Here is a 13,155-nt window from a genome sequence, read left to right on the forward strand (position 1 = left end):
CAGCCTCCCAACCGGCTTAAAATACCGTCCAGGGGCCAGACGGAATGGAAGATGGACAGAAGAAGCCCCACATCAAGAATGTCTGCGGATCAGGTGGACTGCAACAGAAGATGGACTGAAACAGAGACCGGACTTTACAGACGCGGGTCTTCTTTCTTATGGCGGCCCAGCCTGCCCATCAGGTTGCCTGGGCCTCTGGACTGCGGCTGAGCCGGATCGGCAGCCCCAGTCCCTTCCACCACTGCCGCAGCCGGGGACAGAGGGGGGGTCATGGGCGGCGTCAGTGGATCAGTGGTAGGAGGGGTCTTCCCTGCCGCCACAAGCGACTGGGCCAGCGGCGACAGCGCCGGGGCCACCACTCCCGGCTGCACTATCCCCGGCTGCCCGTGGCGCTCGATCTCGAAAGCCAGGTGGCCGATCTCATCCCGTAGGATGCCTTCCCAGGCGGTCTTGACTGCGTTCAGGCTACCGGGCATGGCAAAGATCGCCGAACCCCGGCACAGCCCGCCCAGCGCCCGCGACAGCATGGCCGCGCCGCCCACCTCGCGGTAGCTGAGCATGCGGAACAGTTCGCCAAAGCCGGGGATGGGCTTGGTGATCATCGATTCCACCACCGGCACGGTCACGTCGCGCCCGGTCAGCCCCGTGCCGCCCGTGCTGAGAACCACCGTTGCCTCACGCACAAAAAGGGTCAGCGCGGTGCGGATGTCCAGCGCGTCGTCGCGGACCACCCGGTAATGCACCACGCTGTGCCCCGCCGCCTTCAGTTCAGCCAGCAGGTACTGACCGCTGGTGTCCGTCTCGGGCGTGCGCGTGTCGCTGATGGTCAGCACCGCCACCCGCACACTCTGCGGCGCGGCAGCGCGGTGCTGCTGGGACGAGAGTTGTTTAGAGCGGGCCGATGGGCTGCCACCCGCTGCGGCGTTGCCAGAGGTGCTGGGCGGTCCAGGGGGGCGGGAGGCGTCCGTCATGGGGCCACGATACCGCCCAGGGCAAGGGCGGCGTCAGTCCCACGCCGGGGGTGACACGACGGCTTTTTCCACACTTCCTGTGTCCAGACTGCCCGTATCCAGACTGCCCGCTGTTCTGCTCCCTGCCCTCAGCGGCCCGCGTTCAGCACATTGCGCGCCCGTTCCGGCAGCAGGGCGCGGTCCGAGCGCTTCAGGTCCGCGCGGGGGCGGCGCAGGTACAGGGAGAGGTACATGCCCGCCTGCTGGTTCAGAAATTCGCGGTAGCCGTCTTCCTGGCCGCTGCGGACGCATTCCAGGGCCAGCAGGTCCAGTTGTTCTTCCAGCCGCGCCAGTGCCAGATAGCGGGCCGCGTTCGCGCCGCTGTCGCCCAGGGTGCCCAGAAAGGCGAGAAGCTGCTCGGGCTGCTGCATCAGCACCCTGGCCGCGCGGCGCACGTTGGGATCGTCCAGGGTCAGGGTGCAGGCCCGGCAGGGTTGCTCCTGGCTGGCCTCGCCGCAGACCGGGCAGGGCCGCCAGCCCTGTTCCTCACGCCACTTGCGCGAGCGGGTGATCGCCTCGGCGGCGCGCAGGGCGGCGGGGCGCAGGTCCTCACCCACATCCTGCACCAGTTCACGGGCGCGGGCGCGGTCCGGGGCGGGCAGGGGCGGCGGCGCGGGGGCCATCACCGGCTCGCGCACGCTGCCCACGCTGAAGCGGATATCGCTGAGGGGCGCGTCGGGCAGCAGCGCGTTCAGGGCCTTGAGAAAGTGATGGCGCTGCATGCTCAGGTGATGGGCGGCGGCGCTGTCTCTAACGTCCACGAACAGCACGCTGCCCTGCTGGGTGCGTGGGCGGGTGATGCGGGCAATTTCTGGCCCCACCGCCCCCGGCCACGCCAGAATGGCCCGCGCCCGCCCGATGCCCTTGGCGATGCGCGCCGTGCCCAGCGTCGCGCCCATCAGTTCGCCCAGGCCGCGCGGCCCGCTCAGGCGGCGGCCCCGGTTGTTGCGGCCCTCGTTGTAGCGGTCCCAGGCCACTAGCGCACTTCCTCAAGTCGCGGTGCCATTAGCTCGTCCTCTTCTGAATCGTCCGCGTTCAGGTCAGCCAGAGCCAGATCAGCCAGGGGAGGCGCGTCCACGGGCGTAAACCTCCCCGACTGCGCCCAGAACTGCGCCGACGCACCGGGCGGGCGTTCGGTTCCGGTCACGATGGCCTGCGGCACCCCCGCCGCCAGTTCCAGCAAAAATGTGCGGCGTCCGGGGTCCAGCTCGGCGCTGAAATCGTCGATCAGCAGGATGGGCTGCTCGCCAAAGCGTTCGGCCAGCAGCTCCAGCTCGGCGCGGCGCAGGGCAAGCGCAACGGTGCGCCCCTCGCCCCGGCTGGCGTATTCACTGGCCGAGAATCCGCCCAGGGTCAGCACCAGATCGTCGCGGTGCGGACCGGAGACAGTGGAGCCGCGCGCCAGTTCCTCGGCCCGTCTGGAGGTCAGATCGTGGGCATAGGTTTCAGGTGTCGTCGTTTCCAGCAGCGTCAGCGTGAGCGTCTTGCGGCTGCCCAGCGCGGCGTTGGCGTCGGTGGCCAGTTCGCCCAGGCGGGTCAGGGCGCGGCGGCGAAAGGTGATGATCTCGGTGCCCAGCTTGACCAGGGCGTCGTCCCACACCGACATGGCCCACTGTTCGCCGCCTTTCAGGGCCGCGTTGCGCTGCGAAACCGTGCGCTCGTAACGGCCCAGTTGCTGGCCGTAGCGGGCGCTCAAGCGCGACAGCAGAGAGTCCAGATAGGCGCGGCGCAGGCTGGGCGAACCGAAGACCAGTTCGGAATCCTCCGGGCGAATCCACACGGCGCTGCCACGGGGCAGGTCGCCTGCGCGCACGCGCACGCCGTCCACCTTGAGCTGCCGTCGCCCACGCCCCAGCCCCACCTCCTGCACGCTCAGGCTGCCGCCGGATTCCAGATCGGCGCGCACATACGCCTCGCTTTCGCCGGACTGCACCAGTTGTTCCAGGCGGCCCACGTCGGTCTGCCCGGTCAGCGCCAGATAAATGGCCTCCAGCAGGTTGGTCTTGCCCGCTCCATTCTCGCCATACACGCCCGTTACGCCCCCTCCGAAGCGCAGCGTACACGGCGCGAGGTTGCGGTAATTCAAAGTTGAGAGGGACTCCAGACGCACGCCCCGCATTCTAGTCGGGACGGGCGCGGGGTTCTGTGGGACGGTGCGGGGATGGAGACAGGATTAAAGGTCTGAACGCAAAAGCGAGAGCTGCCCAACCACATCACCAGCCTCTAATGTGCGGTTTGTTACACTGGCTTGCATGCGGCGACAGCCTGAACTTGCCCTGGCCCTGATTCGCGTGGTGGTGGGGCTGGTGTTCGCGTGGCACGGCTTTCACAAGATTTTTGATCTGGGCCTGGGAAACGTGACCGCCAGTTACGGGGCGGCGGGCGTGCCCCTGCCCCTGCTGTTCGCGCCGCTGGTGGCCGTGCTGGAACTGGTGGGCGGTCCGCTGCTGGTGCTGGGGCTGGGCGCACGCGGGCTGGCCGGGGCGCTGGCGCTGCTGACGGCGGGCGTGGCCCTCGCGCCGCTGCTGGCCGGACGCCTTGGCTTCGCAGAGCTGGAAGTTCCGCTGCTGCTGCTGGCGGGCAGTCTGGCGGTGACGCTGGGCGGCCCAGGCTCCCCGGCCTTGCGGGACCGCAGCGCGGCGGTGTTGCCACAGGCACGCACGGCCAGCAACGCGCCTAGTAAGAGAAGAGACTGACAAACAAACGGTCAGCCTCTCTCTGAAAAGTGGTGACTCAGCGCAGCGGCTGACCCGCCTCGTCCACCACCTGCACGTTCTGATACTTGCCGTCCACCTGCACGATGGTCCACGGGCTGGTGATCGCCTGCGTGGTGATGGACCCCGGCTTCGGCGCACGCACCTGCGCCACCAGGGTCAGGGTGCCGCCCGACACGCTGGCTCCAGTAACGCTCACGCCGTAGCCGCCCGTGGCGCGCTGCCCCAGGAAAACCCCGACGATGGTGGCGTTGCCGGGATTGGGGGCAGCAGGCGCTCCGGTCTGACGTGAGTATGCCTGCGCGTACAGAGCGGCAGCCTCTGCTGGCGTGGCGGCAACGGTCACGGCAGCTCCGGTGACGCCTGACTGGCTTCCGCTGGCAAGTTCAGTAAAGTTCACGCGCGCTCCTGTGGGCTGGGGGGCGGGAGAGGACGGCGTAGGGTTCAGCACCCCGGCTGCGGGAATCTGAGCGGCGGTGGTGGCAACATTCGGCAGCACGTACAGCGCCGTCCGCAGGTATTCCCCGGCTTTGGGTTCAACGTCCAGGGCGGCGTCGGCAGCGGGGACAGCGGCCAACACGCCCACCGCCAGCGGTCCTTGACCCAGCAGCGCCTTGCTCAACACGCCCGCTTCCTCTGCAGTCAACTGGCCCGCACTTTGAAGACCGTTCACGGAGGACGCCCCCACCGTTCCGCTCAGGCCGCTCAGCTTGCTCCAGGTCTGCCCGTCGGTGTAATACACGGCGCTCAGGCCGCCAGGGGTGACCACATCAAAAGAACCGTTTGCGCGGCGGGTGACGTTCAGGGGCGCGGTGATACTGGACGTGGGCTGGCGGTAGGTGGCCTTGCCGTTGACGCTGAGGGTGCCGGGAACGGCCACCGCGTCCTCCACCTGGGCGCGCAGTTCGGCGGTCTGGCCGCCCAGTTTCAGGCTGCCGCCCGCGCCGCCCGTCAGCGAGCCGTAGACCCACACGATGCGTTCCTGCGTGCCGCCGTACAGCAGCGCCTCATGCACGCGCAGGTTGCCGGGGCCGGTCATGGTGCAGGCGCTGAACAGGCCCGCGCTCAGCAGAAAGACGGGCAACAGAGATTTCTTCATGCTCCCAGCTTAGGCAGCCGGGCTGATGGCACCCTGAACGCGGTCTTGGGCAAACACACATCTGGGGGAGGGGCTGTCTAACAGTCAAACGGTCAAGCTGCTCAAAGACAGGAGCGAAAGCCGCCTGCCGTTTTGCTCTTGCCGTTAGACCTTGAGACGGTTAGATGGTTTGACCTCTTTTCCTTCCATCAGCTCCCGCGCATGCCCCAGCGCGGCTTCAGAGGTGTTGCCGCCCAGCATCCGGGCAATTTCTTCCAGGCGTTCGGCGGGCGACAGCGGGCGCACCCGGCTGACGGTGCGGCCCTCCTCCACCGCCTTTTCCACCTTGAAATGGTGGTCCGCGCGGGCGGCGATCTGCGCCAGATGCGTGACCACCATCACCTGACGGCTGCGGGCCAGACGGTGCAACTGCTCGGCCACCGCCAGAGCTGCGCCGCCACCGATTCCGGCGTCCACCTCGTCAAAAACCACGGCGGGGGTGTCCGCGCCCAACACCGTGCTGATCGCCAGCATCACCCGCGACAGCTCGCCGCCGGAGGCCACGTCGGACAGCGGGGCCAGATCCTCGCCGGGGTTGGCGGTGAACTGGATGGTGACGTCGCTGGGGCCGTACAGGGCGGGTTCGGACAGCGGGGAGAGGCGGAATTCCAGGCGGGCGTGCGGCATCCCCAGTTCGCGGATCACGGCCAGCAGCTCGGCGGCCAGCGGCGCGGCGCGTTTCTGGCGGGCGCTGTCCAGCTTTGCCCCGACGCGGCGCAGCTCATCAAGCAGCGCTTCCACATCGGCGTCCAGGGTTCCGGCGGTCTGCTCGTCACTGGTCAGGGCGGCGAGTTCCTCCTCCACCCCGGCCTGAAATTCCAGCACGTCGTCCAGCGTGGGGCCGTACTTGGTCCGCAATTTTCCCAGCGCGCCCAGGCGGCCCTCCACGTGGGCCAGTTGCTCGGGGTCCGCCGCGCCGTCCTCGGCCACCGCCCGCAGCTCGCCAGACACGGCCTGAAGGCTGTCCAGGGCGGCGCGCAGTTCCTGTTGCAACGCCGCGCTGGCGTCATCGTAACGGGCGCTGGCGTTCAGGGCGCGCACCGCCTCTCCCAGAAAGCCCAATGCGTTTTCCTCGCCGTCCGAGATCAGGGTCAGCGCCCCCGCCGCGCTCTGGGCGATGGTTTCCAGGTTGGCCAGACGGTTCAGCTCGGCTTGCAAGGGTTCTTCCTCGCCGGGCAGGGGGGCCACCTCGGCAATCTCGCGGGCCTGGAAGGTCAGCAGGTCCAGTTGCCGGGCGCGTTCGCGCTCACCCGTCCGCAGGCGCTCCAGCCGGGCGCGGGCCTCCTGCCACTCGCGGTAGGCGTGGGTGTAGGCCCCCGTTTGCTCGGGCAGGCCCCGGTCCAGCAGGGCGCGCTGGTTGGCTGGCCCCAGCAGGCTCACGGCACTGTGTTGCCAGTGAATCGTCAGGCGGGTCTGCGCCCACTCCTGCAACTCGCGCACGCTGACCACCTCGCCGTCCAGCCGGGCCACGCCGCGCCCCTGGGCCGCGAGACGGCGGCTGGCGCTGCTCTCATCTCCATGCTCGTTCCAGAAGCCGGTCACCAGCAGATCGCTCTCCCCGGTGCGGATCAGGTCCGTGTTGGCACGCGATCCCAGCAGCAGCCCCAGCGCGTCCACGATGATGCTCTTGCCCGCTCCGGTCTCGCCGGTAAAGACGCTCAGGCCGCCCGCGAAATCCAGTTCCAGCTCGCGGATGGTGGCGAGGTTGCGGACCTCCAGCCGGGCCAGCGCAGGGCCAGCCGAAACCGCTGGAGACGGTCTGGAAAGGGTAGCAGTCTTCTCTGCGCGGGGTCTATCTTCGCGGGGGGCGCGGGCCTTGCGGGTCATCTCCAGCAGTCTAAGGCCTCTCGCCACTCAGGTTTCCGAGTGTGAGGCGAGGCAGCATCCGCCACCTCAAAACCGACTGTATGAAACCGTCGGCAGCCATTTCCTCACCAAGCATGAATCTTCCGTTACAGTTCCCCCACGTTGCCTCTCACCGTGCGCGGCACAATGGCGGCATTGTTCGCGCCGTTTTCAAGGCGGCGGCGGACGCAAAGGAGTTCATCATGTCCACGAAACACGATTCCACCGGCGGCGTCAGCAAACGCAGCCTGTTGCTGCTGGGCGGCCTGGCCGCGCTGGCGCTGAATAAAGACGTTCGCCGCTCTGTCGTGGGCGGCACCCGCCACGCCTGGAGCGACGCCCAGGGAACACTGCAAGACACCGTGAAGCCCGCGCTGGCCGACGCCGCCGTGCAGGCGCAGCACACCGCGCAGCATCTGTCTCACGAAGCGCAGAAGTCAGCGCAGCATCTGGCCCACGAGGCGGCCAGACGTGGGGCCACCGCGCTGGAAACGTGGAAGGAAGAGGGCGTGCCGCAGGCCCAGGCGTGGCTGGACAGCGCCCGCGAGACGGCGGCTGGGCTGGCCTCCACCGCGCAGGACAGGGCGGCGGATCTGGCCGAAAGCGCACAGAAGCGCAGCGGCGAACTGGCAGAAACGGCCCAGAAGAGTGGCAACCGACTGGCCGCAGTCGCCCAGGACCGCGCCGCAGAGCTTTCGGCGGAAGCGCAGAAACGGGCCGCAGAGGCACAGAAAGAAATGCAGAAGCGGGCTGCCCATCTGGAAAAAGAAGCCCACAAGGTGGCCGACACGCGTGGCAGGCAGGCCCAGCAGGCTGTTCAGGCGGCCCGCAAATCCGCCGCGCACACGCTGGACGAGGTGCAGGGCGGTGGCCTGGGCCTGCTGAGCAGCGTGCAGGATACGGGCGTGGGGCTGCTCAGCAACCTCCAGGGCTGGCTGGGCGACACCCTGAGCGACACGGGTGACGCACTGGAAAACCGCCGCCGCACCGCCGAGAAGGCCCTGGACCGCGCCCGCCGTCAGGCCGAGAAGGAACTGCGCGCCGGCAGGAAGAACTGGAGCGTCAAGAAGCTGGAAAAGGCGGTCACGAAGAAGATCGCACCGCTGCAAAAAGAACTGGGCAGGGAAATCAAGCTGCTGGAAAAGCAGGCGAAACTGGCCCGCAAGAGCGACAACGGCGGCAGCGGTGGCCTGGGCGCAGGCGTCACGGCGCTGCTGCTGGTGGGGGCAGGCGCGGTGATCCTGGCGCGGGTGCCTGCCGCGCGCAAGGGCATCCTGAGCGCCGTGGAAGCGGTCAGCCCGGACGCCGCGCGCAGCCTGCACAAATTCAGCCGCGACGCCCGCAACCTGATCGGCTCGGCATGGCTGGACCAGATTGAGGAACCGGCAGCGACGCCTGCACCCGGCGCGGCGGCCTCTACCCAGGGCGCGACGACAGGTGCCTCGGCAGGGGCTTCGGTGGCCCCCGGTGCGCCCGCCGCCGCCCGCACCCAGGCAGAAGAACAGGCTGGCAAGCCCGCAGATACGGGCGCGGCCAGCAAGCCGGATTCCAAAACCGAGAAGGATTCCCAGCACAAGACGAACTGATCCATCAGCAGTCCAGAACCCAGGACCACGATACAGAACCACAACCCAGAAGGAGCGCGGCGGAAAATATCTCCCGTGCTCCTTCTTTTCTTTGTCGGTCACGGTCATGAATCAGATGTGTCTGTCTAGACCGGACGCCTCGCCTTGTTGTTTCCTCCACCGTGACACCCAAAAGGTTGGGTTGGAACCGCTTCATAGGCCACAATCAGGGAGTTCGCTTTTACACCAATTCAGCCGCGCCCAGTGGTGCCAACCCGTGCGCGGCCTCTTGTTCATCCAAGGAGCTGATTCCATGAGCCTGACCGCCAACAGTCCGCTGACCGATCTGGGCATCAACAAAGCCACCATTCACCTCAACCCCGGCGTCGACGAGTTGTACGCGCAGGCCATCCGGCTGGGCGAAGGAGTCAGGGCAAGTGGCGGCCCGCTGACCGTCCACACCGACAAGACCGGACGCAGCCCCAAAGACCGTTTCATCGTCGAGGACGACCAGACCCGCGACGCCGTGTGGTGGGAGGGCTTTAACCGCCCCATCGGCCAGGATATCTTTGATGGGCTGCTGAAGAAGATGACGAAGTACGCCGACGAGCGGGAACTGTTCGTTCAGCAGGTCTTCGCCGGGACCGATAAGACCCAGCGCATCGCCGTACGGATGGTCACCGAGATGGCGTACCACTCGCTGTTCGTCCACAACATGTTCGTGCGGCCCACACTGGAAGAACTGGCGGACTTTGAAGCGGACTGGACGGTGCTGAACATCCCCAGCTTCAAGGCCGATCCGGCGGCGGACGGCGTGCGGAGCGAGACCTTCATTCTGGTCAACTTTGGCAGGAAGATGATCATTGCGGGCGGCACGCAATACGCGGGCGAGAACAAGAAGGGCATCTTCAGCGTCATGAATTTCCTGCTGCCCGCGCGCGGCGTGATGCCCATGCACTGCTCGGCCAATGTGGGCGAGGGCGGCGACGTGGCGCTGTTCTTCGGCCTCAGCGGCACGGGCAAGACCACCCTGAGCGCGGACCCCAGCCGCAAGCTGATCGGCGACGACGAACACGGCTGGACCGATACCGGGGTGTTTAATTTCGAGGGCGGCTGCTACGCCAAAGTCATTCGCCTGAACCCGCAGGCTGAACCCGACATCTACCGCACCACCCAGACCTACGGCACGGTGCTGGAAAACGTGGTGCTGAAAGCGGACGGCACCCCTGATCTGGACGACGACAGCCTGACCGAGAACACCCGTAGCGCCTATCCCATCGAGCAGATTGACAACATTCAGCCGGGTAGCATCGCGGAACACCCGAAGAACATCATCTTCCTGACCGCCGACGCCTTCGGGGTGCTACCGCCGCTGAGCCGTCTGTCTCCCGAACAGACCATGTACCAGTTCATCAGCGGGTTTACCGCCAAGATTCCCGGCACCGAGGAAGGCGTCACCGAACCCAGCCCCACCTTCAGCGCGTGCTTCGGCGCACCGTTCATGCCGCGCCACCCCGGCGAGTACGCCCGTCTGCTGGCCAAAAAGGTCCAGGACAGCGGCGCAACCGTATGGCTGGTCAACACCGGCTGGAGCGGCGGCATGTACGGCGAGGGCAAACGCATGAGCATCGGCCATACCCGCGCCCTGATCCACGCGGCCCTGGGCGGCGAACTGGACAGCGTGAAGTTCGAGCAGGAGCCGTTCTTCAATCTGGAGATTCCCACCGAAGTGTCCGGGGTGCCACGCGAGGTCCTGAATCCGCGCGACGCCTGGACCGACAGGGCCTCCTACGACGAAACCGCCCGGAAGCTGGCGCGCATGTTCCGCGACAACTTCAAGCGCTTCGAGGCGGGAGTGGACCAATCCGTGACGGACAGCATGCCGGACCCAGACGCGGAGAGCTAAAGACTTCAATATCTTGCAGAAGCCCCCGCAATTGACGCGGGGGCTTTGCTGTTTGAGCGGGAGAAGGGCAGGAAACGGAGGAAGATGGAAGGGCTTTCGCTACTCCTTGACCCCACCCGACACCGTGCCGCCCACGAAGTATCCCTGGAAGCCGTAGAACAGCGCCACGATGGGCAGCGCCCCCAGCGTCGCGGCGGCGGCGAACACGCCCCATTTGGTGCTGAACTGGCCCTGCGTGAAAGAGAGCAGCATGATCCCCACCGTCCACTTCTCCACCCCAGTCAGGAGGATGTTCGCCAGGATGAACTCGGCGTAGGTGCCGATGAACTGATTCAGGAAAATGAAGACCAGAATGCCGCCCGACAGCGGAATGACCACCTTGATAAAGGTCTGCCAGCGCGTCGCGCCGTCCACCATCGCCGCTTCCTCCAACGATTCGGGCAGGCTTTCCACATAACCCTTGAAAATCCAGGTATTGAAGGCGATTGCGCCGCCACTGTAGGCCAGGATCAGGCCGGTGAAGGTGTTGCTCAGGCCCAGCAGCACCATCAGGGTGTAGACGGCCACCAGTGCCAGAAACACCGGGAACATCTGGATAAAGATAAAAAAGAGGAGCGTCTGAAAGCGGCCCGGAAAGCGCAGGCGGGCCATCGCGTACCCGGCAGTGGTGGACAACAAGATCGCCAGGATGCCCGTGATGCCTGACACCAGCAGCGTGTTGCGCACCGACAGCAGGAACTTGCTCTCGTTGGTACTGCCCCCGAACTGCGCTGGCCCCATGAAGATCACCAGCACGGCCACCGTCACCATCAGGATGCGCAGGATCCAGGTGCGGGTGTTGTTCAGGCCCTCGCTCTCGCGGCCCGCGCGCCCGATGACCGCCATGATGCCCAGAGCGGTCAGCGCCGCGCCAGAAATCCCGGCCAGCGCCAGTTGCCACAGCGGAATCGCCACGCCCTCGAACAGCTTCTGGAAATTCTCCAGGCTCAGCACTTGCAGACTGGGCAGCAGACCGGTCTTGTAAAAAATGTTGGGGTTGGAAAAATCCGGGAAGGCGAACAGGCTGTTGCGCGGATCGAAGGCGGCGATCAACACGTAAAACAGCGGGTAGATCGCCACCAGGACCACCAGCATTAAAAACAGGTGCGTGAGCTGCACGCCCAGCACGGCGCTGTAACTGATCTTGCGCCCGGTGCGCGCCATGCCGATGCGCTGGCCCAGCAGACTGGTCAGGGCCAGCACGCCGCTGGCCGCCAGCAGGAACAGCAGGAAACGCACCCAGCCGCGTTCCACGAAGTAGATGGTGAAGCTCTTCTGGCGGCCCACCATACTCCTGTTGAGGTAAAAGGCCAGCACGCCCAGGGCGAGGACCAGCGCGGCCACCACCAGCCACGGCAGCGCCTTTCTCAGCAGCCCCGGTTCGCGGTGAACATAGACCTCGGGGGCGGCGTCCTGGGTAGGGATGGCGGTCATTTGCGGGCCTCCTCAAAGACGCCTGCGGCCTTGAAGTTCACCAGACTGATCGCCAGCGTGAGAAAGAAGATGATCATCGCGATGGCGCTGGCAAGGGAATAGTTGGACTGGCCGCTGGAGGAAAAGGCCGTGTTGTAGCCCCAGGACAGCAGAATGTCGGTGCTGCGGGCCGTGGCCTCACGCCCCTGCTGGTCCGGCCCGCCCTGCGTGAGCAGGTAGATGATGCCGAAGTTGTTGAAGTTGAAGGCGAAGCCCGAGAGCAAAATGGGCGTGAAGCTGTTCTTCAGCAGCGGCAGCGTGATGTTGGAAATCTGTTGCAGGCGGCTGGCCCCGTCGATGCTGGCCGCCTCGTACAGGTCCTCGTTGATGGTACTCAGGGCGCTGATGGTGGCGGTCATCATGTACGGAAAGCCCAGCCACAGGTTGACCAGCAACACCGTCACTTTGGCCCACAGCGGATCGCCCAGCCACGGCACGGCGGCGAAGCCCAGCAGCCCCAGCCCCTTGTTGACGATCCCGAACTGCTGGTTGTACAGCGCCACCCACATCTGCACGCTGATCACGGCGGGAATGGCCCACGGCAGGAACAGCAGCGTGCGGTAGATGTTGCGGCCCTTGAGGTTCTTGTTGTATAGCAGGATGCCCAGCACCAGCCCGGCGATGGCGTTGATGGTCACGGTGGAAAACGCGAACACCACCGTCCAGATGAAGACCGGAATCAGCGCGCGGCTGGCCTCGGCGAAGATCTCGCGGAAATTGGCCAGCCCGATGTAACTGATGGCGTTGAGGCGAGTGGCCCGCGCGACCTCGATGTCGGTGGTAAACGGCGCGGACAGCGTCACTTGCAGGCCGTCCACACTGGCGATCCTGGCCTTGTACGGCACCGACGCCTGCTCATCGAACAGCACCAGCGTCGCGCCCGTGCAGTTTGCCGTCTCGCAGCGCAGGTACTCCTGCACGCTTTCAGACTGCGGCGTCTCGTCCAGCGTCACCACCCGCCTGTCCGCGCTGATGGTGGCGGTGGTCCGTAGCGCCGAATCCGGGTTGCCGCTGTTGACCGCGTTGTAGTTGGTAAAGGCGTAATTGACCGTCAGCACGATGGGCAGGATGGTAAAGGCCGCCAGAAAGACCAGTGCCGGAAACAGGTAGTACCAGCTCACCATCCACGGAAACAGCCGCAGCACCAGCGGCAGCATCAGCAGCAGCGCAGCCGCCCCGTAGATCAGGATCATGTAGGGCGGCGCTTCGGGAGAGATGCGGGCAGTCAGGCCGCTCAGGAGCCAGCCGATCAGGACGGCCCCACCCAGCATCACAGCCAGGATCAGCACAGCGATCAGGACGCCGCGCGTTCCTTCGGGGGGGACAGTGGAGCGGACACCAAAACGGGGGGGGTGGGGAATCGCGGTCATGGGGATGCGCCGTCTCCTTTGAATGGGGCTTTGAATGTGTCAGGGACAATCATAGGGCGATTGCAGGCCGGAAAAGTCAGATGGTGATTTGGTGG

10 protein-coding genes are annotated in these 13,155 nt (G+C 66.1%); 3 read left to right on the plus strand and 7 right to left on the minus strand.

The genetic code is table 11. The features are described 5' to 3' along the window. Positions 1–134 precede the first annotated feature (134 nt). The 3 genes from Q319_RS26085 to recF form a co-directional block, all read right to left on the minus strand. Positions 135–971 carry a MogA/MoaB family molybdenum cofactor biosynthesis protein gene (locus Q319_RS26085; RefSeq protein ID WP_081845866.1) on the minus strand — a complete coding sequence of 279 codons (837 nt, stop codon included), beginning with the start codon at positions 969–971 and terminating at the stop codon, positions 135–137. Positions 972–1,099: 128 nt separating this feature from the next. Next, entirely contained in the window at positions 1,100–1,909 is an 810-nt protein-coding gene (locus Q319_RS0103300; protein WP_051655073.1) for a DciA family protein, read from the minus strand. A gap of 77 nt (positions 1,910–1,986) precedes the next feature. After that, complete coding sequence (gene recF, locus Q319_RS0103305) at positions 1,987–3,129, minus strand: DNA replication/repair protein RecF (RefSeq protein WP_051655066.1); 1,143 nt, start codon at positions 3,127–3,129, stop codon at positions 1,987–1,989. 133 nt (positions 3,130–3,262) lie between these two features. Between recF and Q319_RS0103310 the strand changes: the two genes are divergently transcribed. Then, positions 3,263–3,706, plus strand: a complete 444-nt coding sequence (locus tag Q319_RS0103310) for a DoxX family protein (RefSeq protein WP_051655067.1) — start codon at positions 3,263–3,265, stop codon at positions 3,704–3,706. A 37-nt stretch (positions 3,707–3,743) separates the two neighbouring features. Here the strand turns inward: Q319_RS0103310 and Q319_RS0103315 are convergent, their stop codons facing one another. Next, positions 3,744–4,823 (minus strand): protease complex subunit PrcB family protein, encoded by a 1,080-nt coding sequence (locus Q319_RS0103315; RefSeq protein WP_029480530.1) that lies wholly within the window; start codon positions 4,821–4,823, stop codon positions 3,744–3,746. Between the two features lie 144 nt (positions 4,824–4,967). Then, positions 4,968–6,689 carry a DNA repair protein RecN gene (recN, locus tag Q319_RS0103320; protein ID WP_029480531.1) on the minus strand — a complete coding sequence of 574 codons (1,722 nt, stop codon included), beginning with the start codon at positions 6,687–6,689 and terminating at the stop codon, positions 4,968–4,970. 221 nt (positions 6,690–6,910) lie between these two features. On the opposite strand from recN, the gene Q319_RS0103325 reads away from it, so the two are divergent. Further along, positions 6,911–8,293, plus strand: coding sequence for a coiled-coil domain-containing protein (locus Q319_RS0103325; protein ID WP_156039151.1), 1,383 nt, complete (start codon positions 6,911–6,913; stop codon positions 8,291–8,293). A gap of 292 nt (positions 8,294–8,585) precedes the next feature. Beyond that, positions 8,586–10,178, plus strand: coding sequence for a phosphoenolpyruvate carboxykinase (ATP) (gene pckA, locus Q319_RS0103330; protein WP_029480536.1), 1,593 nt, complete (start codon positions 8,586–8,588; stop codon positions 10,176–10,178). A gap of 99 nt (positions 10,179–10,277) precedes the next feature. Here pckA and Q319_RS0103335 read toward each other — a convergent pair whose 3' ends face one another. Together Q319_RS0103335 and Q319_RS0103340 are read right to left on the minus strand one after the other, a co-directional pair. Beyond that, positions 10,278–11,651 (minus strand): sugar ABC transporter permease, encoded by a 1,374-nt coding sequence (locus Q319_RS0103335; protein ID WP_029480537.1) that lies wholly within the window; start codon positions 11,649–11,651, stop codon positions 10,278–10,280. Continuing rightward, positions 11,648–13,060 carry an ABC transporter permease subunit gene (locus Q319_RS0103340; protein WP_029480538.1) on the minus strand — a complete coding sequence of 471 codons (1,413 nt, stop codon included), beginning with the start codon at positions 13,058–13,060 and terminating at the stop codon, positions 11,648–11,650. The genes Q319_RS0103335 and Q319_RS0103340 overlap by 4 nt, the downstream gene beginning before the upstream one ends. Positions 13,061–13,155 lie beyond the last annotated feature (95 nt).

It is taken from the genome of Deinococcus marmoris DSM 12784 (assembly GCF_000701405.1).
In the GTDB taxonomy this organism is placed as follows: domain Bacteria; phylum Deinococcota; class Deinococci; order Deinococcales; family Deinococcaceae; genus Deinococcus; species Deinococcus marmoris.

Excerpts from the sequence above, each read along its gene's own strand:
- Q319_RS26085 (WP_081845866.1), bottom strand. The coding sequence starts at position 971 with ATGACGGACGCCTCCCGCCCCCCTGGACCGCCCAGCACCTCTGGCAAC.
- Q319_RS0103300 (WP_051655073.1), bottom strand. The coding sequence starts at position 1,909 with ATGGGCGCGACGCTGGGCACGGCGCGCATCGCCAAGGGCATCGGGCGG.
- recF (WP_051655066.1), bottom strand. The coding sequence starts at position 3,129 with ATGCGGGGCGTGCGTCTGGAGTCCCTCTCAACTTTGAATTACCGCAAC.
- Q319_RS0103310 (WP_051655067.1), top strand. The coding sequence starts at position 3,263 with ATGCGGCGACAGCCTGAACTTGCCCTGGCCCTGATTCGCGTGGTGGTG.
- Q319_RS0103315 (WP_029480530.1), bottom strand. The coding sequence starts at position 4,823 with ATGAAGAAATCTCTGTTGCCCGTCTTTCTGCTGAGCGCGGGCCTGTTC.
- recN (WP_029480531.1), bottom strand. The coding sequence starts at position 6,689 with ATGACCCGCAAGGCCCGCGCCCCCCGCGAAGATAGACCCCGCGCAGAG.
- Q319_RS0103325 (WP_156039151.1), top strand. The coding sequence starts at position 6,911 with ATGTCCACGAAACACGATTCCACCGGCGGCGTCAGCAAACGCAGCCTG.
- pckA (WP_029480536.1), top strand. The coding sequence starts at position 8,586 with ATGAGCCTGACCGCCAACAGTCCGCTGACCGATCTGGGCATCAACAAA.
- Q319_RS0103335 (WP_029480537.1), bottom strand. The coding sequence starts at position 11,651 with ATGACCGCCATCCCTACCCAGGACGCCGCCCCCGAGGTCTATGTTCAC.
- Q319_RS0103340 (WP_029480538.1), bottom strand. The coding sequence starts at position 13,060 with ATGACCGCGATTCCCCACCCCCCCCGTTTTGGTGTCCGCTCCACTGTC.